The sequence below is a fragment of the Alteribacter keqinensis genome, assembly GCF_003710255.1.
In the GTDB taxonomy this organism is placed as follows: Bacteria; Bacillota; Bacilli; order Bacillales; family Salisediminibacteriaceae; genus Alteribacter; species Alteribacter keqinensis.
Map to the genome: position 1 here is coordinate 1,780,373 of NZ_RHIB01000001.1, position 21,315 is coordinate 1,801,687.

19 protein-coding genes are annotated in these 21,315 nt (G+C 46.7%); 5 read left to right on the forward strand and 14 right to left on the reverse strand.

What is annotated here, in order from left to right:
* The first annotated feature begins 527 nt into the window (after positions 1-527).
* The gene (gene guaC, locus EBO34_RS08750; RefSeq protein ID WP_122897513.1) at positions 528-1,511 is read left to right on the forward strand and encodes a GMP reductase; all 984 of its coding nucleotides are present in this window, start codon (positions 528-530) and stop codon (positions 1,509-1,511) included.
* A 145-nt stretch (positions 1,512-1,656) separates the two neighbouring features.
* Here guaC and EBO34_RS08755 read toward each other — a convergent pair whose 3' ends face one another.
* Positions 1,657-2,403, reverse strand: coding sequence for a class I SAM-dependent methyltransferase (locus tag EBO34_RS08755; RefSeq protein ID WP_122897514.1), 747 nt, complete (start codon positions 2,401-2,403; stop codon positions 1,657-1,659).
* A 133-nt stretch (positions 2,404-2,536) separates the two neighbouring features.
* Here EBO34_RS08755 and shc point away from each other — a divergent pair, with 133 nt between their 5' ends.
* Positions 2,537-4,414, forward strand: coding sequence for a squalene--hopene cyclase (gene shc, locus EBO34_RS08760; protein ID WP_249414032.1), 1,878 nt, complete (start codon positions 2,537-2,539; stop codon positions 4,412-4,414).
* A 67-nt stretch (positions 4,415-4,481) separates the two neighbouring features.
* On the forward strand, positions 4,482-4,835 hold the full coding sequence (locus tag EBO34_RS08765; RefSeq protein ID WP_122897516.1) for a small nuclear ribonucleoprotein: 354 nt from the start codon (positions 4,482-4,484) through the stop codon (positions 4,833-4,835).
* Between the two features lie 252 nt (positions 4,836-5,087).
* On the opposite strand, the gene EBO34_RS08770 is transcribed toward EBO34_RS08765, so the two are convergent.
* Positions 5,088-6,689, reverse strand: a complete 1,602-nt coding sequence (locus tag EBO34_RS08770) for an ABC transporter permease (RefSeq protein WP_122897517.1) — start codon at positions 6,687-6,689, stop codon at positions 5,088-5,090.
* Positions 6,689-7,576 (reverse strand): ABC transporter ATP-binding protein, encoded by an 888-nt coding sequence (locus EBO34_RS08775; protein ID WP_122897518.1) that lies wholly within the window; start codon positions 7,574-7,576, stop codon positions 6,689-6,691. The genes EBO34_RS08770 and EBO34_RS08775 overlap by 1 nt, the downstream gene beginning before the upstream one ends.
* 270 nt (positions 7,577-7,846) lie before the next feature.
* Between EBO34_RS08775 and EBO34_RS08780 the strand changes: the two genes are divergently transcribed.
* Positions 7,847-8,437 carry a TetR/AcrR family transcriptional regulator gene (locus EBO34_RS08780; RefSeq protein WP_122897519.1) on the forward strand — a complete coding sequence of 197 codons (591 nt, stop codon included), beginning with the start codon at positions 7,847-7,849 and terminating at the stop codon, positions 8,435-8,437.
* 49 nt (positions 8,438-8,486) lie between these two features.
* On the opposite strand, the gene thiW is transcribed toward EBO34_RS08780, so the two are convergent.
* From thiW to EBO34_RS08805, 5 genes are all read right to left on the reverse strand, one after another.
* A complete protein-coding gene (gene thiW / locus EBO34_RS08785) occupies positions 8,487-8,978 on the reverse strand; it encodes an energy coupling factor transporter S component ThiW (protein ID WP_122897520.1) in 492 nt (163 codons plus the stop codon).
* 124 nt (positions 8,979-9,102) lie between these two features.
* Positions 9,103-9,849, reverse strand: coding sequence for a phosphotransferase family protein (locus tag EBO34_RS08790; protein ID WP_122897521.1), 747 nt, complete (start codon positions 9,847-9,849; stop codon positions 9,103-9,105).
* A gap of 47 nt (positions 9,850-9,896) precedes the next feature.
* Positions 9,897-10,397: a GNAT family N-acetyltransferase gene (locus tag EBO34_RS08795; RefSeq protein WP_122897522.1), complete on the reverse strand. Its 501-nt coding sequence runs from the start codon at positions 10,395-10,397 to the stop codon at positions 9,897-9,899.
* Between the two features lie 99 nt (positions 10,398-10,496).
* Positions 10,497-11,837: a cell wall-binding repeat-containing protein gene (locus EBO34_RS08800; RefSeq protein ID WP_122897523.1), complete on the reverse strand. Its 1,341-nt coding sequence runs from the start codon at positions 11,835-11,837 to the stop codon at positions 10,497-10,499.
* Between the two features lie 13 nt (positions 11,838-11,850).
* Positions 11,851-12,477 carry an NAD(P)/FAD-dependent oxidoreductase gene (locus tag EBO34_RS08805; protein ID WP_122897524.1) on the reverse strand — a complete coding sequence of 209 codons (627 nt, stop codon included), beginning with the start codon at positions 12,475-12,477 and terminating at the stop codon, positions 11,851-11,853.
* Positions 12,478-12,858: 381 nt separating this feature from the next.
* Between EBO34_RS08805 and EBO34_RS20640 the strand changes: the two genes are divergently transcribed.
* The gene (locus tag EBO34_RS20640) at positions 12,859-13,026 is read left to right on the forward strand and encodes a hypothetical protein (protein WP_183163776.1); all 168 of its coding nucleotides are present in this window, start codon (positions 12,859-12,861) and stop codon (positions 13,024-13,026) included.
* 189 nt (positions 13,027-13,215) lie between these two features.
* Here the strand turns inward: EBO34_RS20640 and EBO34_RS08810 are convergent, their stop codons facing one another.
* From EBO34_RS08810 to gabT, 6 genes are all read right to left on the reverse strand, one after another.
* Entirely contained in the window at positions 13,216-14,250 is a 1,035-nt protein-coding gene (locus EBO34_RS08810; RefSeq protein ID WP_122897525.1) for a hypothetical protein, read from the reverse strand.
* 338 nt (positions 14,251-14,588) lie between these two features.
* Positions 14,589-15,566 (reverse strand): bile acid:sodium symporter family protein, encoded by a 978-nt coding sequence (locus EBO34_RS08815; protein WP_122897526.1) that lies wholly within the window; start codon positions 15,564-15,566, stop codon positions 14,589-14,591.
* On the reverse strand, positions 15,563-16,957 hold the full coding sequence (locus EBO34_RS08820; protein ID WP_122897527.1) for an FAD-binding oxidoreductase: 1,395 nt from the start codon (positions 16,955-16,957) through the stop codon (positions 15,563-15,565). The genes EBO34_RS08815 and EBO34_RS08820 overlap by 4 nt, the downstream gene beginning before the upstream one ends.
* Before the next feature lie 154 nt (positions 16,958-17,111).
* The gene (locus EBO34_RS08825) at positions 17,112-18,506 is read right to left on the reverse strand and encodes an APC family permease (protein WP_122897528.1); all 1,395 of its coding nucleotides are present in this window, start codon (positions 18,504-18,506) and stop codon (positions 17,112-17,114) included.
* A 39-nt stretch (positions 18,507-18,545) separates the two neighbouring features.
* On the reverse strand, positions 18,546-19,931 hold the full coding sequence (locus tag EBO34_RS08830; protein ID WP_122897529.1) for an NAD-dependent succinate-semialdehyde dehydrogenase: 1,386 nt from the start codon (positions 19,929-19,931) through the stop codon (positions 18,546-18,548).
* 15 nt (positions 19,932-19,946) lie between these two features.
* The gene (gabT, locus tag EBO34_RS08835; protein WP_122897530.1) at positions 19,947-21,239 is read right to left on the reverse strand and encodes a 4-aminobutyrate--2-oxoglutarate transaminase; all 1,293 of its coding nucleotides are present in this window, start codon (positions 21,237-21,239) and stop codon (positions 19,947-19,949) included.
* Positions 21,240-21,315: the final 76 nt, after the last annotated feature.

A 21,315-nucleotide genomic window follows, 5' to 3' on the forward strand; every position in this document is an offset into this window, starting at 1 on the left:
GGATCTGTCAGGGAATAGAAGTTCGTATGAGTATTTTTCAGGTTCGGAAAAACTTACTGTTCCAAGTAACAGAAGTTTCTTTGATTGAAATTTTTCAGCCGGATAAAATCTGAATTAAAATTTCTTGAGGGCGAATCACCTCACGTCAAAAAGCCACTCCCTCAGGAAGCAGCTTTTTCACTTATCATCCAATCTTTTCTTGATCTCTGCCAACCATTCCGTCTGCTTTTCCTGCTAACGGACAATCTTATCCTGGAAACGCTCCAGGCTCTTCGTAACCGAACATATAGCAATTAAAATGACAATCATGACGCCGATATCCATTAAAACAATCCTCTCCCAATGGCATTATTTCCACATAATTTTCCAATGTTTCCATACCGATCCTTTCTCAACTGCAGCACCACTTGAAGGCCAAAATCCCAACAAAAAACTTTGACAACTGTAAAGAAATCGTGTACATTACCCTATGTACGAACGTTAATTATTAAACATTATATAAATATTCGCTTTTAGGAGTGTTAGCTATGGAAAACGTATTCGATTATGAAGATATTCAACTAATTCCAGCGAAATGTGTCGTAAACAGCCGGTCTGAATGTGATACCTCTGTCACACTCGGCGCTCATACATTCAAGCTGCCGGTTGTACCTGCCAACATGCAGACAATTATTGATGAAAAAATTGCTTTATTTTTAGCAGAGAAAGGCTATTTTTATGTGATGCACCGCTTTGAGCCGGAGAAGCGTCATGCTTTTATCCGGGACATGCACGAAAAAGGCCTCATCGCCTCCATCAGTGTCGGGGTAAAAGAAGAAGAGTACGGGTTTATTGAAGAGCTCGCCGCTGACAACCTGAAGCCTGAATACATCACAATTGACATTGCCCATGGCCACTCCAATGCGGTCATCGGCATGATCCAGCACATTAAAAACCACCTGCCTGAAACCTTCGTCATCGCAGGTAACGTAGGTACGCCTGAAGCGGTACGGGAGCTTGAGCACGCCGGTGCAGACGCGACAAAAGTCGGCATTGGGCCAGGGAAAGTATGTATAACAAAAATCAAGACCGGCTTCGGAACCGGCGGCTGGCAGCTCGCAGCACTCCGCTGGTGCGCGAAAGCAGCGACGAAACCGATTATCGCAGACGGTGGGATCCGTACGCATGGCGACGTGGCGAAGTCCATCCGTTTTGGCGCAACAATGGTTATGATCGGGTCTCTTTTCGCCGGTCACGAAGAATCACCGGGAGAAACAAAAGAAGTAGACGGCAAACTCGTTAAAGAATACTTCGGTTCTGCTTCAGAGTTCCAAAAAGGCGAAAAGAAAAACGTCGAAGGTAAAAAAGTGTACGTGGATCACAAAGGCTCCCTTAAAGACACCCTCGTGGAAATGGAACAGGACCTCCAATCCGCCATCTCCTACGCAGGCGGCAGCAAGCTCGATGTCATCCGCACAGTGGACTACGTCGTCGTAAAAAATTCGATCTTTAACGGGGACCGGGTGTACTAAAAAATGCAGGAAAAGACATGGAGGGCTCCATGTCTTTTTTTGTATGAGAAAATTAAGTAACCGGAAAAGTAAAAGAATGGTGGTTTTAACTCCTTATCAAGAAGGAGTTAAAAAAGGCAATCCACCCTCATTCGCCTTTTCTATTTTATGCTTTCCGACATTTGAAAATGATTGTTGTTGGTACAAAGGATGCCCTCTCCCTGGTATACCAGCTGTTCGTATGACGCTCCGCATCCTTCTCGCTGAGAGAGACCTCCTCAACCATTTGTTCTATTACAAACCCTTGTTTTGAAAGGGTGTTGATATATGTACTTAATTTAAGTTGCTGCATTGTCACAGGTACATTCCACCCGCTATGCTGATAAGGTCCCTCTTCAAAATAAGGCTTCGTCATCTGCAAGGAGTCACCATTATGCGTCATTCGATTATACAGAGGGTGCTCCCAGCTAAATATAAACACACCATTCTTCTTTAAGTAACCGGCCACGTTCTTTACCGTTTGAGCAAGATCAGTCGTCCAGCCGAGTGCATATATGGAGTACACAAGATCAAAGTACCCTTCAGGTAATCCCGGATTTTTTTCCATCGGTGATTCAAAAAGTGTTACAGGAACTGTACAGTCTTTTAAAACCGTCCTCGCTGCCGACACTTGAGAGCAAGATAAATCAATGCCCCACAGTTCCCCGGCATTTTGCCCCTCCATATAAAGAAGAGAGTGACCACTGCCACACCCGATATCCAATACTCTTTTACCTTCCAAATTGCCCAAAAGCCTGACATCCTCTTCGTTCGGAGCAAACGGACCATATTCAGGCAATGGATTCCGTCCAAAGAACCGCTCCGCAACCTTATCCCATCCTTGTTTATTTTTCGATAATACCGCTTCATTCATAAGCAATCTCCTCCCTTAACACTTACTGTTATTCAAGAAAAATACACAGATTTCCTTTTGAAAACATCTAGTCTTTTTTCGCTTCTTTTTCATATAGTAGTCGTAATAACCACACATGAACGGAGGGTTCTTTTTGCACAACCTCGTTACCAGCGCTATCAATCAAATCATCGATGACTTAAGAAACCGCCAATCAAACGACGGTTCCTGGCGCTTCTGCTTTGAAACCGGCACCCTCACAGACGCCTACACCATCATTCTCCTGAGAAGCCTTGAACAACCAGACAGCGAATGGCTCATCGAACGGCTCACAGCTCGGATCCTAAGCAAACAAGAGGCAAACGGCGCCTGGAACCTGTTCACCGACCAAAATGACGGTCACCTCTCCTCCACCGCCGAATCCTTTTTCGCCCTCCTGTACTCAGGACATGTAAAACCAGACGCTCCACATATGAAACGAGCCCGGAAGTTTATCAAAGCCCGTGGCGGTCTCGCCAAAACCGGCCCATTCACCCGCGCCATGCTCGCCCTGAATGGACAAATCTCCTGGCCAAAACTATTCAACGTCCCTATCGAAACCATCCTGCTCCCCCGTACTTCACTGATCAGCATTTACGATATCGTCGGCTACAGCAGGGTTCACCTCGTCGCCGTACTAACTTCCGCTAACATGAAATACAGCCGCCAAAACACCCGAACCCCAAACCTCCGCGATCTCCTGACCGAGCGCAAGACCGAAAACGAATGGGAAAATGACCAGTCACGATCCATCCTCACCATCATCCAAAACGAAGTATCCAAGCTCATCGACACACCGAAACGCCTCCGAAAAACCGCCTTTGAACAAGCCGAACAGCACATGCTCAAGCGCATCGAACCCGACGGCCTTTACTACAGCTATATTACATCCACCTTCTTCATGATCTACGCCTTCCTCGCCCTGGGTTACAAAAAAGACCACCCAGTCATTCAAAACGCCGTTAACGGAATAAAAAACCAAGTGTGCCTTACGACGAGTCACTCACACATCGAGTTTGCCACCTCGACCGTGTGGGATACAGCTTTGATCAGTCACGCCCTTCAACAATCAGGCGTACCCGCTTCGGATCCCCTCATTAAAACCGCAAACGCCTATCTCCTCTCCCGCCAGCACACATTGTATGGAGACTGGTCGTTCAACAACCCTAACACCGTCCCAGGAGGATGGGGATTCTCAGACATCAATACCTTTCTGCCTGATGTGGATGACACAACTGCAGCTCTCAGGGCTATTAAGAGGACTGTGAGGGAGCACACCATGTACCGCCCTGTCTGGAGCCGGGGTGCTGACTGGATATTATCCATGCAAAACAAAGACGGGGGCTGGGGCGCCTTTGAAAAAGATACAGATAAGAAACGAATCACCCTCGTTCCGTTCCCGGAAGCCGGACGGGTTTTAATAGACCCATCCACCGCGGACCTCACCGGAAGAGCTCTTGAGTTTTTATCTAAAGATGCGAACCTTTTATCACCCCATCCGGCGATCGACCGGGCTGTTAACTGGCTGGAACAAAATCAGGAAACAGACGGTTCCTGGTATGGCCGCTGGGGAGTCTGCTACATTTACGGTACATGGGCTGCCCTGACCGGATTAGATGCTGCCGGTTTTTCACAGAACCGCCCCTCTGTGAAAAAAGCGGTTGACTGGCTCACGTCCATTCAAAACGAAGACGGTGGCTGGGGAGAATCTTGCGTGAGTGACACAAGAAATACCTACATGCCCCTTGGCTCCAGCACCCTCTCGCAAACGGCATGGGCAGTGGATGCACTCACAGCCACACATAAGAAACCAGCGGATGCGGTCCGCAGGGGAGTAAACTATTTAGTCAGTAACCTTAACCGGAACGACTGGACCACCACATATCCCACAGGTGCTGCCCTTCCCGGTGACTTTTACATCTATTATCACAGCTACAATTACATCTGGCCTCTTCTTGCCTTAAGCAACTTCAGAAATAAATTTGACTCTTAATTTCAAAGTGACATGCACACCGGCCCAGCCGCTTTAATAAAATAACGATGGAAGGAGGCGAACCGAAATGAATAATAATAACAGTCAAAACGGGCAGAATGGCCAGATGGACCAGGCTCATCAGCAGGAACTTCACACGATTTGCGAGCAGTATATGAATTACCTGATGCAGATGCAAATGAACGACGGCAGTATGGTTGAAGGTATTATCAACGGCGTCGATAAAGAAGGGGTGCACATGCTCGTACCGGACGGGGACAACGGAGACGATCAGATGCGCTTTTACGGTGGCGGCTTTGGAGGCGGTTATGGCGGCGGGTACGGCGGTGGCTACGGCTATCCAAGACGATTCCGCCGGTTCAGACCTTACTTTTTCCCGTTTTGGGGAATAAGAAGCTTTTTCTTCCCGTTTTTCTTCTAAATGAAACTGTATATGCAAGCACTAAAAATCCACACCTTCACAAAGGTGTGGATTTTTTCTAAACGATGTTTTAAAAACTTTGAAATGTGTGAGAAGATATTCTATCAAAAACCGAATTTATTCTATCAATAATGAATTTAATTCTGTCAATAAAGCAATTTATTCTATCAAAGACCGAATTTATTCTGCAAATAGAAGTGCAGCATGACAGAAGGGAGGTATAATTTTTAACCCTGACATTAAAATACCACCCTACGCAATATCACGCTTTCTGTACCCCAAAAATCCGCCGGCTACGAGCACCACAGCTACTCCCGACAGCACCGCGAGAGTTGCGACATTCAATTCCTCCACCGGCACTTCTGGGACGTGACCGAACGGGGACAACTGACCGAGCCACTCCGGGAGCTGAAGCATCGCCCCGAGATAAACGACAAAGAACGAATACCCCAGGTACATCCAGACGAGTCCGCTCCATTTCGGCAACGCCCCGGCAAAAAGAGCCGCCAAACCGATTACTACGAAGATTGCAGGCACGTAAACCGACAGCGCCTCAAACAGGACCGAAAACGCAATCGGTTCATCCATTACACCAGCCGCCGTGGAGCATAGTCCAACCAGCGCCAGAAACGGCATCACCACGCCGGCAACCGCCGCCAGCACATAATAGCTCCCCATCATCCTGCCACGGGAGACGACCCGGCTAAGCAAATGATCGACCCGGTGCTTCTTCTCCTCCCCCTTCAGCTTAAGCATCATCATCACAGGCGGAATCGTACAAATCATGGAAATCACCGCCATGAGCAGCGTCAGATACTGCTCCGTCATGGACACATCACTGTCAGGAGCCAGCATCTCCCTCATCATTTCGTTACTCTCAAAAAACGACTCCAAATCACCTAAAACCGAACCGTACGTGGCACCGAGGACAAACATCCCCACCGCCCACGAGATCAACGCCGTACGTTGAAGACGAAACGCAAGGCCGAACGGACTCAGAAGAAAAGTTGAAGCATGCTTTTTACCCGCCCTTGAAGGCAGATACCCGGCGCCCAAATCCCGCCGCGTGTTCAAATACAAGGCCACTGCCGTAACAACAACCGCCGCAGCGAACGTAAGCACAACCGGCCACCACACATTATTCACATACACCTCGGTCCTAAGAATCCACCCAAGAGGCGAAATCATCGCCAGCGCTTCACTGCTCACATCCCCAATCGCACGAACGAGGTACGCCACACCCAGAAACGCAAAGGAAAGTCCGACTGTTCCCCGGCCGTTCTCGGACAACTGGGCAAAAAGAGCGGTCACTGCTGCAAAGAAAAGACCAACAGCTCCTAACGAGATTCCGTACATAAGCGACCCGGTCAGATCGATCGACCCAATGCCCATCGCCCAGAGCCCCAATCCCGTAACCAAAGCAAGTACCACATTTGCACCGAAAAGAACAAGCATCACAGACGTCAGGTTCGAGAGTCTTCCCGCCGGCAGAGAACGGACCAGTTCAATACGTCCTTCTTCTTCATCGGTACGGGTATGCCTTGTCACAAGAAGAATACTCATAATCGCCACAGCGATGGCTGTAAAAAGAAGCATCTGATGGGCCATCATCGCTCCCTCATGATAATCGTCGATGCCATAACCCGGTCCAACCATGGCAGTCATAGCCGGGTTCATCATCGTTTCCGCAATCGCCTGCCGCTCTTCGTCTGACTGATAAAGCCCGCTAAATGAAGAAGCGGTCAGAAAAGTCACGAGGGCAATGGAAAGGATCCATACCGGCAGACGGACCCGGTCCCGCCGGAGGATAAAACGCGATAATCTCCCTGTTTGATTGAACAGCTGCTTTTTCATCACCGCTCCGTCCCTTCGTAATGACGCATGAACAGATCCTCCAGTGTCGGCGGCGAGCTCTCCAGCTTCACAAGCCCGAAGCCGCTCACGTGCTTCATGACCGCGTCCAATTTTTCTGAATCCACCTGGAATGTAAAAAGACCGTCTTTTTCTACAATGTCGTGCACACCTTTCACATCATTAAAAGAAACTGGCTCTTTCGTTTTAACTGTAAGGGACGTTCTCGTCAAATGACGAAGTTCGTCAAGAGAACCTGATTCGATAATTTGACCTTCCCGGATAATTGCCACCCGGTCACAGAGGCGCTCCACTTCAGATAAAATATGGCTTGAAAGAAGTACACTTTTGCCGGCTGCCTTTGCTTCCATTACGCATTCCTGGAACACCCGCTCCATAAGAGGGTCCAGGCCCGATGTGGGCTCGTCAAGAATATAGAGATCCGAGTCGCTTGAGAACGCAGCTACCAGCGCCACCTTCTGCCTGTTCCCTTTCGAGTAGGTCCGGCACTTTTTACCCGGATCAAGCTTGAAGCGCTCGATCAGTTCCTCGCGCCGGCTTGCATTGGCTTTCACACCGCGCAGGCTGAGAAGGAGGTCGATCACTTCGCCGCCGGTGAGGTTCGGCCAGAGGTTGACGTCGCCGGGGACGTAGGCAATGCGTTTGTGGATTTCGACGGCGTCCTGCCAGACGTCCTTGCCAAAGATCGTTGCTTCCCCGCCGGATGCCTGCAGGATGCCGAGGAGGATGCGGATGGTCGTTGATTTCCCTGCGCCATTCGGGCCGATAAAGCCGTATACTTCTCCTTCGTTAACTTCCATATTTACGCCTTTTAATGCTGTGAACCTGCCAAACTGCTTTGTGACTTTTTTTACTTCAAGTACGCTCATAGGTCGCCTCTCCTTTTTCCGGTGCCCATCATCGTGGGGCACCTATTGTCTCTTTTAACGGTTACAGGCTGGTATTTAACGGTTTCGCAGTCTCATTTAACGGTTTCTCCTGCTGTTTTAACGGTTACGCTTAGTTTGAAGAAAAGTTATGAAATATCTTAACTTATATAGTTCATAATATATAAAAGTTCTCCCTTTGACAATACTTTATGAACTATTTTATTTGTTTTATTACAAAACTTTGATTACAATAATCTTGAGGTGAAACAAATGGACGGATTTCAACAGCGGCGGGAACAGAAAAAACATGCGATTTTGGAGACAGCGACCACCCTTTTTATGAAGCACGGCATTCAGAAGGTGCCGGTTTCTGAAATTGCGAAAAAAGCAGGCGTGTCCCAGGTGACAATCTATAACTATTTTGATAACAAGCATACGCTCGTTCACGCGTGCTTTCTTTATTATGTTGATCAGGCTTTGCTCGAGTTTGAAAGGATCGTGGAGAGTGACATGCCGTTTCCTGATAAAATTAAGCAGATTATTTTTAATAAGAAAGAAACAAGCCAGATTAACGAGGAGTTTTATCATTACCTGATGAAGGAATATACGTCCGGCGAGACCAATTATATTGAAAAGATTTACGTAGAAAAAGCCGTGCCCTATTTCACACAGCTGTTTGAGGAAGGGAAAAAGCTTGGGTATATCGATCCCAATCTGTCTCAGGAGGCGATCCTCTTTTACATCAAAATGTTCAAGGATACAATGCAACAGGAGGAAGTGTACAAACGGGTATTGCCGCTGACGGAAGACATTACGAATATTTTCTTTTACGGGTTGTTCGGAAAAAGGGAGAACGACTAAAAGAGATGTCCTGTAAAGGGACCAGGACATCTCTTGTACGTTTTAGTAACTACCTCTCTCCAGCAGGGCCCCAATCCGGCCGCCAGCGCTTTAATATGAGGATTGCAAGAAAAGCTCCAATTGAACTGCTGATCAAAAATCCCGGTACAAACGCAAAGATCGCGACCGGGTCTCCAAAGAAGAGTGTGACGATCGGCACGGCGACTATTGCGCCGATCACTGCTGTGCCGATCACTTCACCGACAGCCGCGGCCCATGTTTTATTGCTCCACCGGTAAAACACCCCCGCCAGAAGTGCTCCGATCATCCCGCCCGGAAAGGCGAGAACCGTGCCAAGACCAAGAAGGTTGCGAAGGAGCCCGATCATAAAAGCGATCAGTAGCGCAGGAATCGGCCCAAGGAGAACGGCAGCTAAAACATTCACCATATGCTGGATCGGGTAGGCGCGGGCTATGAGAGCCGGAAACCAGATAAAGGCTGCACCAACAATCCCGATTGCCGTAAACATAGCCATAATGGTTAGTTTCTTCGTGTGTGTCATTCTCTGCCTCCTTTAACAGGTTATACCTTCCTATTCCTCTGTCTGAAGAAATAACACATCCTCTATTCAACGTATAAGTAATTCTTTCGTGGCAAATCCAATTGAACACTAACCCTGAGGGCCTTTATATTGGACAATAATCGTCAACGATTCTGAGAAGACGTTCCGGTTTCTCTGTAGAAACATTCTCTGCTAATCTTGCTCCGGCAATGATTGGCGCCCATTCCAATACTTCGTCCTGCGTCAATCCGCTTCTGCTGCAGTATCTCTTTAAATAAATGTTCGCAAGGTGTGTTGATACCTGTGAATACAACAGATAGGTTCGGTATACATCGGCCCGGATATCACCTGCGCTGGAATCGACCCAGTCTAAGATCGTCACCTTGTTATTGTCCATCATAAGATTAAACAAATGAAAGTCCCCGTGACAAAGTCTCTTATCAAATGCCATTGTTTCCAGCTTCTTTAGTAATGCAGCCTTTTGTCTTTTATCAATGTCAGCCATTTCTATCTGGCGGGATAATTTATCACTCATCGGCTCCAGGGAATCAGGAGTGATGCTGTGAATTTTCCGGTGAACATCAACGGAAATGTTCATAAAATGCTCTGACAGTTCCATGTTTTCAAAGACCATGTCTCCCATTGATCTTCCCTTTACATACTCCATCACGATGACCTGATTGCCATCCATCGTGGCAATATCCAGGATTTTTGGCACTGGGAGTCCGCATAAGCAGGCGTAGCTTTGTTTAGTGGCTTCATACAAAGATTCACCGGAGGGTAGCTGGCTGTTGAAAACCTTGTAAACTTTATTTTCATGAAGGTATATTTTTGCGGTATTCCCCTTTGCGACCGGCTCGCCCAGATTCATATAATCCCCCCTATCATTATTCTGCTTCCACGGTACTTGTTTCCCTGTTAAAGCATGAGAACCATCAGTTCATCATCATAGAAAACGCCATTCACGTTCAATGCCCGTTTTTCCACCCCGTATGTCTCGAAACCCAGAGAGGTGTACAGTTTTTTGGCCGGTTCATTCTTCGAGGTCACAGCCAGATAAATCTGCTCGAGGTGGCTGATCTCCCGAGCTTGACCTATCGCTTTTGTAACCAACGCTTTTCCGATCCCTTTTTTACGGTGATCCGGTGACACATACATCGCCACGATCGAACTGCGATGACGAATTTTGGGTTTGGTTTCATGAATGAGTGTGACCGTTCCGGCGAGAGTATCGTTGTCCGTCAAGGCTCCGTATGTATAGATGTGATCCTGAGTGAGCCTGTCTACCGTTCTTTTCAGAGGATAGTTAACTTCATCTTCATAACTTGAGCTGAATGCTTCAGGTGTATCCTGAAGGGCTTCGAGCCTGAGTTTTTTATATGCTTCGGCATCCTTTTCTTTTAACCTTCTGATTTCCATAACAATCCCCTCCTGTATATAGTTAGTATATCGGAAAAACAGTCTTCTTTTTAAGGAAAAAATAAAACCCGCTCCACATGTGGAACGGGCCTCATAGTGTTAATGACTGCCGTGGTCGTCCCCGGAAAGGGAGACGATCTCCATCCGCTCGTCAATGATTCCCTGTACCGGAAAACTGACAGAGTCGGTTGAACCGAACAGATAACCGTGATTATACGGCCCTTCTGTCGGGTCGTTTTCAAAGGCGGGCTTTAGTCTGGCCAGATAATCGTATACCGGCTGTGAAAGTTCCCCTTCTTCAAGCCAGATCATCGGTGCATGTTTACCAAGATGAGCAAGCGGACTGCCGGGGATGGCAAGCTCAGGTGTTTCAGTGGAGGCAAAAGTCAGGCCATGACCCGGTTTTTCAATCCCCCATCCAAAGCCGGTTTCTTCATCTTTGAAAGAAGCAAACGCGATGGAAAGCTCTGCCGGAGAGTCTCCTGAAATACGTGTAACATTCCCGTATTCACCAAGCTCATCTTCTACTTCTCCTGACACTTCCTTTTCCGAGCCAATGACATAGATGGATGCTTCCCCATCCCTTTTTTCAAGGGCTTCTGCTGTTGCATCAGGGATAGAATCCGCGTCAACATACAGAAGAGGCTCGTCCATATGACTGATCCAGTCACCGGCTGTCATGGTCATCAGTTTAGCCTCATCGTCAGAGGAACCGACAATCACGGATTCAGGCAGGTGACCTACAATTTCTGCGTAGTGCTCATCGACAAGCATGGCAAATTCAGCATCATCGTCAGCTGTAATCTGCTCTGTGGAATAGCCGTCAAGCTTATCCATTTCCTCAGCAGGAAGATCTCCCATTACCATCACTTCAATTCCCTCGGAGTTCCCTTTGGGCTGAAGCCGCTCAATTTCATTGATTACCTCATCGGACACCGTGCCGTCTGTATAAAGAACAGGACCGTCATTCGGGTGATGCACAAGTGTTAACGCCGCAAGGGACTGCTGCCATGAATCAACCGGGGCTAAAATGACCGTTCCAGGCTGATTCTGCTTATGAGTAGCCGGCCAGATTGTCTGGGATGCCAGAATGGAAAAAGATACGGGATCGTCTTCACTGATTCGCGTCACATTTTTCGTATTTTCCACCATCAATCCCTCTTCAGCGTTTTCGTTCATGGAATCAGGTTCCTGTGATGCTTCAGATTCCACATCTTCTCTTGAGCCGCCGCCATGTCCGGCGTGGTCATCGTCATGATCCATGTCCTCTTCATCCATATCTTCTTCATGATCACCATGATCTGAATCAGTTTGTTCTTCGCCATGTTCCATATCTTCATCATTCATCGATTCGTCGTGTCCGTCATGGTCGTCGGAACATGCCGCCACCACGACACTTAAGCTGAGTAATGCGGAAATAAATGCTGTTTTCTTTCTCATTATGTGTGCCTCCTTAAATGCCAACATCTTTTTTAATCTGATCCAACCCGTACCTGCTTACAAATTTAGCCATTCTCTCTCGCTTACGACCGTGATGCCGGTAAACATTCAGAACTTTATCAACCAGATCATACAAATCATCAGGCTCGAGACAGTTTTTTAGAAGTATACCTGCCTGGGCATCCTCCCCTACGGCTTTACCCCCGATATAGAGTTCATAACGTTCATCCCGTTTAATCACGCCAATATCGTTGATCAGAGGTTCCCCGCATGCATTCGGGCACCCTGTATAGGCCGGTCGGAGCGTAAAGGGAACTTTCTGCCCGGCAATCCGTCTGTTCAGCTCAACTGCTACAGGCATTCCCTCTTCTTCTGCCCCCTTGCAGAAGTTGCACGTCCGTAAGCTTTTTACATAAGGCCCGACCGGGTAAACAGAAAAACCGGCGTCATTCAGTCTTGCCGTCGCTTCCTCAGCTTTCCCTTCATCAACCTTGATGATCAGCTGCTGGAATGTTGTGAGTTCAATTTCCTGATCCTCGTCTAAATACTGTCCAAGTGCGATCAATTGCTTCGGCTTAAGCTTTGCACCAAAACCGATACCGCCATTAACGGCTAACGAAACCTGTTTTGTTTTCCCCATTCTAACCCTCCTGATTACAAACCCTACCTTCATAGTACCATACCCCTGTATGGTATATATGTGTTAAAAGTATGAATATTGCCGTATCGTTTGAAGTACTTTCTCCCCCTGCTTTTGAAAATATAAAAAGGAATCCCCGGTCTTCCGGTTATCCCCATAGAAGATGTATGCATCTTTACATATTTGTTACAATTTTCAGTCAAATGACGATAGTTCTACTTATCTTTTGGAGAAGCTGGTAAAATAGCATACATATCATTACTTTGCGAAGAAAGAAGCAAGCCATCTCGTATTCTCATACTCTTCCTTTTGAAAACGGACATACTCATTCGACCTTACGGGTATACTGATAAAAACACAGGTAAAAGGAGCGGTTGGGCTATGGATATCACCCCGGTGAACGTAAGGAAAAAAAGAACAACGGAACTGGAAACCGAGGAGATTAAACAGGCCGCAGTGAAAATCAACACGAGCCTTCAAAGCGTTTTTTCAGACTTACAAAGACTAAAAAACCATTTGGATCTGATAGAGAAGAAGTATACCAAATAACCGGCTACCCTCTTTCGGACCAAATGGTTTTATAAATTTCCTTCTTCCAGCCAAGCAGCAGCCGGCTGTATTGTTTCACCCTTTCTTTTTTCACTTTACTCAACAGGCATGTCCCATTTGAATGGGGACAGGATCGTTTTATTCTTCCCTGAACACGGACGTCTTTCATAAAAAGCCATCATTTCCCTTCTACTTTGCAGTCACCTTTATTGCGTAAAGCTTAAACGCCGTGGAAACAAGATCGGCCAGTTTTTCAATGCTGTGTTTTCCCGTCTCGGTTTCCGGATTCAGGACGTTACGGTTACGACTGTCAATAAGAACTGTGTACACATAGATCCCCTTTTCGATTTCCGCGATAAATGAAATCGTGCTCTTTCTGTCGGCCTCCCAGGAATAGCTTGATCGCAGTATTTTCACGTAGGACATGAATGACAAGTCGTATCCAGTTAAATCGACTTTCTGGGGGATGTTTACATTCGACCGTGATGAATGCTCCAGAATCAGCTTCTCCCCGGCCAGCCGATAGATCGCATAGTGACCAAAGAAGTCCATCGTTTCAAATGTTAAGCTGCCCCTCGCTTTGTATTCAATTTTGTCAATAAGATTGAAATAAATTGTGTTGACAAACGCCACTTCCTGCTTTGCTTTTTCAGGCAGGCTGACAGCATCGCTAGCGAGCTGCCTCAGGTCTTTCTCGAGCTTTATAATCATCTCGTCTTTCTTACCCATGTCTTTCTCCCATTCCCTCATCAAATCCGTTGCCTGCTTGAATTTAAAGTCGTTACCTTTTATCAGAAAGGGAGAAAAAAGATCATATTCTCTATGAAAATTCGTAAACGCATAATAGTGAAAGGAATCTTTCTTTTTCACATCTGTCATATCCTGAATCGTTTTCTCACGCAGTATATGATTGGCAATAATCAGGATAATCAGAAGCAGTCCCGATGTCAGTACGCTGAATCCCCAGATCACATCCATCGTAAAAAACCAGGTAATCACCCCTGCAGGAAAACTCCAAAAGATACTCTTAAAACTCCAGAACGTCTTGAAAAGGGCCAGTGCTTTTTTCCATTTGAGACGTTTTAGATCCTGAAGATAATGACAGCCGGCGGAACTTGCTTTCGGTGCTGCTTCCCGAATGGCATTCATATAGGGGTCAATTCTCTCTGCAGCCAGTTCCAGGTTACGAAGTGCAGATTGCTTTTTATTTTTTATCTTTCTCACAACCTAACCCCCTTAACATAAGTTTAAAGAATTTTCAATTAATTTTATTATATCAGTTTGTCCACTTGGGCTACTGTTGACAAAGGTGTCTGGAAAGTAATGTATTTGGCCTAAAAAATGCCTCAAAATCCTGTCGAATTTTTGACATCCATCATATAATCGACAGTACCAGACGCACTCATCTGACCATTTGTAGGTATATCACCTTATTTCTCGAATCTGTTCCTATGTTAAGGAATGGCGTTGATTCTTAATGACATCTGCCAGAACACACTCCTTTCCTTATAGAAATGAAATAAAGGTCTGCTCATCATAATGAGCAGACCTCTAAAAAAATTCTATGTCCCTGTCTTTTTCACCCGGGCTTGCAGATCCGGGTTTTCTTCCCGGTTCACAGGTTTCTTTGACCAGATCGTGGCGAGTATCGGGCCGGAGATGTTATGCCAGACCGCTGCAATTACGTTTGGCAGCGCTGCTAAAGGACCGAAATGGGCCGTGGCAAGGGCTACACCCAGACCGGAGTTTTGCATCCCCACTTCAATGGAAATTGCCCGTCGTTTACTTTCATCAAGACGCATAAGAAATGCAGCCAAATAACCAAGGAACAGTCCTGCCAGGTTATGGAGCATAACCGCTGTGAAAATCAGAAGTCCGGATGTAGCTATGCTTTCCACGTTGCCGCTCACGACGGCAGAAACAATGATAATGATGGCCAATACAGAAATGAGCGGAATGACCGACACACTTTTATTTACCGCCACAGGAAAGAGTCTGCGGATAAAAATACCGAGTGCAATAGGTATTATAATCACCTGAACGATGGAAACAAACATGGCCATCGGGTCTACAGGCATCCACTGACCTGCCAGCGCCAGCAGAATGAGCGGGGTCAACACCGGGGCAAGCATAGTGGAAAAGGACGTCATGGCTACAGACAGAGCAAGGTTTCCTTTTGCCAGATACACCATCACATTGGAAGCCGTTCCACCAGGGACGGACCCCAGAAGGACAAGCCCCGCAGCCAGCTCAGGCGGCAGGTTCAGGATAAAGGCAAGAGCCAGCGCCACAAGGGGCATCAGAACGTATTGGGCTGCCACCCCGAAGATGACGGGTACCGGTTTTTTGATAACCAATTTAAAGTCAACCGGCTTAAGGGTAAGCCCCATCCCGAACATTACAACACCGAGCAATATCGTAATATAGGCTCCCAGACCTAAAAACGGCTCGGGAATAAAATACGCTATAACGGCGACGGCAATGACCCAGACGGCAAAGTATTTTCCTGCTACTGTACTGATGGATTCAAGTGTTTTCATATGCTGCCTCTTTTCCCGGAAACGAGTTTATTCGGGTTCATGATTCCTTTTGGATCCAGTGCTGCCTTGAGCGTCTCCATCACGTCCAGTGCTTTGCCGTGTTCCTTCTGGAGGTATTTCATTTTTCCGATGCCTACGCCGTGCTCCCCGGTACACGTGCCTCCGCATTTCAGGGCATACTCTACGATCGCCTCGTTGAACAGGTTGGCTTTTTTCACTTCTTCTATGTTATTTGTGTCAATCATGAGTAACGCGTGGTAGTTTCCATCACCAACGTGACCGACAATGCCTGCTTCCACACCCAGTTCATCGATGGTCTCTCTCCCGTGACGGATGGCCCCCGCCAGCTCTGAGATGGGCACACATACATCCGTAACCATGATTTTTTTACCGGGATTGCCGTGGACGTAGGCGTAAGCTAAGTTATGCCGTGCCTCCCAAAGCTTGTTTCTGGCCGCGTTATCTTTTTCAAAAAACACCTCTTCACAATAATGGTCCGCCACGATTTCTTCTGTGAATGCCACATCGTGATTGAGCCCCGGTTCATTCCCGTGAAACTCCAGGAACAGCGTCGCTTTTTCCTTATATTCCGTATCGCTGAACAGGTTGGCCTGCCTGATCGAAGGTTCATCCACAAGCTCCACTCTGGCGATGGATATGCCTGCCTGTAATATGGAGACCACGGCCTCCACAGCATCATTAACGGTTGGAAACGAAGCCCGTGCTGCTACGATGTTTTCAGGGATTCCATACACCTTCAACGTGAGCTCGGTTATACAGCCGAGTGTGCCCTCAGACCCTGTATAAAGACTGTTCAGGTTATAGCCGGAGGACGATTTTTGAGCCAGATTTCCGGTGTGGATTGTCTCTCCATTTGGCAGAACCACTTCCAGGTCGCGGATCTGGTCCTCCATTACACCGTACTTTACAGACGTTGTTCCGCTCGCATTTGTAGCGGCCATACCTCCAAGAGTGGCATCGGCTCCCGGGTCTACCGAAAAAAACAGGCCATATTTTTTCAGTTCTTTATTCAGTTGCGACCGGGTCACACCGGGCTGCACTTTAACCAGAAAGTCCTTCTCTCTGATTTCAACAACTTTATTCATCTGGGAAAAATCAATCGTGATCCCCTTGTCATAAGGAATCACATGCCCCTCGAGGCTGGTCCCGAGACCAAATGGGATCACAGGTGTGTGTGTGCGGTCCGCGATTTTGATAATCGTACTCACTTCCTCCGTATTTTCCGGAAATACGACAATGTCGGGTAAACTCTCCGGATGATAGGATTCATCCTTGCTATGATGTTCCAGCACTGTTTCATTTACTGAAACCTGATCTTCTCTTAACAACCCTTTCAGCTCATGGAGGAGCGGGTTTTCACTTGTCTTCATAAGGACACCACCTCGTCTATGTATTTGCAAACCTAATATTTCGAATTATACATAAGAATCTGATAATTTCAACAGCAACTAATCTGCTTGCGCATTAACAAGAGGCCGACCCTGCAAAATGAAATCCATCTTGTTGGCCGGCCTCTCCCCCGCATTATGAAATATGTTGATTTTCGCCTTCTGCGTGATCTCGGTACTTGTCTCTGATCATTTGGATAAAGAAATACAGACCGATAAGAAACCACCCGCAGAAAATGGCCCATTCAGGCCCTGTTAAAGCTGCTGGCATTCCCGGTGAATAGATTACGAGAAATCCAATACTTAACACAAGGGCGATCCAGCCGACAATGGTTGTTCTGCCAGCTTTGTAAGGTCTCTCCATCTGAGGTTCACGCTTTCTCAGAATGATAAAGGAAATGGCAACAAACAGATAAGCAATGACGATTGCCGGACCACCACTGTCAACGAACCATACTAGTGCAGGGCGGCCCAAAAGGGGACTTACAGCAGCCAGGGCACCAATAAAAATAATGGCATTGGACGGTGTCTTGTACTTCGGATGCAGATGACCGAACCATGCAGGAAGCATTCCGGAATTAGCCATGGCATACATCACACGGCTTCCCCCGATGATAAAGGCGTTCCAGCTTGTCATAATTCCTGCTACACCGGCAACAACGAGAAGATTGCCGAAAAACGGGGATCCAAACAGAGCTGTCATCGCATCCGCCGTTGCCAGCTCTGTGTTTGCAAGTGCTGAATTATTTAACGCCAGAGCAACGCCTATAGCAATTAAAATATAAAACGCAATCGAACAGAGAACAGATATGATTAGAAGCTTACCTATATCTCTTCTTGGAATATTTGCTTCTTCCGCGGTTTGTGGAATGACGTCAAAACCTATAAACAAGAATGGGACCATGATAAGGACCGCCATGATCCCCGTAGCACCATTGACAAATAACGGCTGAAAGTTGGCACTGTCTCCTCCGACTGCCGAACCGAAGATTAACATCAGACCAACGAGAATAATACTAAATGTTAAAACGACTTGTACTTTTGCAGCAGGCTTCAGACCGAAGTAGTTGATGGCAATCACAAACAGCGTGCCACCCACCCCTACCAGAACCCAGGAAAGATAGACATCCCAGCCGGCAATTGTCCACAGATACCCTACTTGATAGTTTGGAAAAATGTATTCGATAACAGTTGGAAGGGCAACCGCTTCGAAAGCAACAACAGAAACATACCCAAGCGTAATGGCCCAGGATGCTACAAATGCAGCTTTATCCCCCATCGCCCGGTGGACATAGGCATGTTCCCCGCCGACTTTCGGCATGGCAGAGGCGAGCTCTGCATAAGTGAGTCCCACAAAGGTCACTAGCAGACCACCGATGATAAACGCAATCAGCGTTCCCATAGAACCTGCTGAGGTGAGCCAGCTTTCAGACAGAACAACCCATCCCCAGCCAAGCATGGCACCTATCGAAAGAACAAAGACATCTAATTTTGAGAGTACTTTTGATAATTGTTGCTGTGGTTTCGGCATTTCCATCACTCCTGTTTTAACTGCCTTGGTCCGTAATCGTTACATATGGTTACCAATAGACAGATATTTTGTTTCCAGGTAAGGTTCGATTCCTTCTGCTCCACCCTCGCGTCCGAGGCCACTTTCTTTCATTCCTCCAAACGGTACATGGGCGCCAGAAGGGGCTCCATCATTCCAGCCGATAATGCCAAAATCAAGATGGTCGTGTAAGTATGTTCCCACTCTGTAATCGTTCGTAAAGAAATACGCCGCCAGGCCATATGCGGTGTCATTAGCCAGAGCAACTGCTTCATCAAGTTCTTTAAAGCTGATGATCGGAAGAACGGGACCGAATGTCTCTTCTTGCATAATGGTCATATCCCGTTCCGTGTTTTTCAGAACGGTCGGGTAAACGAAATAGGTACCTTTTTCTTCGTTGGCAGAATACGCATTACCAGTTAAAACTTCGGCTCCTTTTTCTACAGCATCATTTATCTGTGATTTGATTTTCTCAAAACCTTTCTTATTTATGATTGGCCCCACATCTGTATCCTCAACTAAACCATTACCCACCTGTAAGCCCGCTGCTGCTTCTGTTATTTTTTCGGAAAAGGCATCGAGTATGTCTTCGTGCACGATCACACGATTTGCACAGATGCACGTCTGCCCTGCATTTCTGAACTTAGAAAGAACCGTTTGTTTAACTGCAAAGTCTATATCTGCGTCTTTGGCTACAATAAGAGGAGCATGTCCGCCTAGCTCCATCGTCACATTTTTTACCGTTTGTGCGCTGTTCTTGATTAACAGCTTTCCAACTGGCGTTGATCCTGTAAACGTGAGTTTACGAACGCTCCTGCTTTCGGTAAAGAGGGAGCCAATTTTTGCCCCGTCCCCGTTCACATACTGAATCACTTCTTCAGGAATACCAGCCTCATGAGCAAGCTCAATTAATTTCATCGTCGTTAACGGCGTTTCTTCGGCAGGCTTAATAATGAATGTGCACCCTGCAGCAAGGGCAGGAGCTGCTTTTCGCGTCATCATTGCAGCCGGAAAATTCCAAGGGGTAATGGCTGCAACCAGCCCAACCGGATTGCGGCTTATAATAACCCGTTTGGATTCAGCAGATGCAGGTACGGTTCTTCCATAAATCCGGATTGCTTCTTCTGAGTACCAGTCAATATAACTTACTGCATAATCCACTTCCCCAAGTGATTCTTTCAGGAGTTTTCCGTTCTCGAGAGTCATTACTTCTGCAATTTCCTGTTTCTTTTTCAGGATGATCGCAGACCAGTTTCTTAACAGCCTTGAACGGGCATGGGCATTGATTGAAGACCAGGTTTCAAAGGCTTTCTCACCGTTTTCCAGCTTCGCTTTTATCTCGTCTTCTGTATGTTCCAAAACCTGACTGATCAGTGCACCTGTCGCAGGGTTCGTTACGTTAATCATGGTAGACCCCTCCTATTATCCTTCGAATGCCTGTTCCAGAATGGTCAGACCTTTTTCCAGCTCCTCGTCTGTCGTGACAAGTGGCGGTAAAAAGCGGATGACATTTCCTTTTAAGCCTGCCGATAAAAGCAAAAGGCCTGCCTCATTCGCTTTTTTGGTGATCTGGCTTGTTCTCACTTTATCAGGCGCCTTTGATTCACGGTCTTTTACAATCTCAACTGCAACCATGGATCCAAGACGGCGCGTTTCACCCATGAATGAGTGCTGCTTTGAAAGTGCATGTAAATTTTCTTCAATTTTCCGGCCAAGGTATTCGGATCTTTCAAGGAGCTGTTCTTCTTCAATCACATCCAGCACAGCCAATGCAGCTGCACATGCCACGGGGTTTCCGGAAAACGTTCCCCCAAGTTCACCTGGATCTGCCGCATCTAAAATTTCACTTTTTCCTACTACACCACTTAGAGGAAGCCCTGCTGCCAGAGACTTGGACACCGTAATGAGGTCAGGTTCAATACCGAAACGCTCGGAAGCAAATAACGTGCCTGTACGGCCAAATCCGGTTTGGATTTCGTCAGCAACAAAAACAATCCCATTCTCTTTACAGAATTGTTCTACAAATTGGACAAACTTCTCGGGCGCTACCACAAATCCTCCTTCACCTTGAACAAGCTCCATCACAACACAAGAAACCGTTTCCGGAGCAACAGTGGCTATAAAGAAATCCTTGAATTCCTCGATAGTTGCTTCCACATATTCGTCGTCAGAAAGGCGCTCAGGTTTATGGTACATATAAGGGAAAGGCGCCTGGTAAATTTCAGGTGCGAACGGACCAAAGCCAAACTTATACGGTTTTACCTTGCTTGTCATTCCCATCGTCAAATTGGTTCTGCCATGAAATCCTCTTGTAAAGGTAACAACAGCCTGTCTTTTTGTATATTTTCGTGCCATTTTAACCGCATTTTCCACTGCTTCAGCCCCGGAGTTCAACAGGATCGTTTTCTTATGGAAATCCCCTGGCGTAATTTTACTCAGCTTTTCAGCCAATTGTATATATCCTTCATACATCATTACATTAAAGCCTGGGTGAAGGAATTTTTTCACCTGAGCGTTCACAGCTTCTGTTACTTTCGGGTGACTGTGTCCTACATTCAGCGTGCCGATTGCACCGGCAAAGTCGATCCATTCGTTTTGGTCCAGGTCTGTAACAGTTGCTCCGGAAGCGTGATTGGCAATATTCAAATTACCATTGCTGACACCTCTTGCAACATATTGATCTCTTTTTCGTTGTAAATCTGCTGTATTCACCATGAAAAGACCTCCTCTTTCGCAATATGTAGACTATTATGACAATTTGTTGGTATAATAAAAAGAACCAGATTTATAT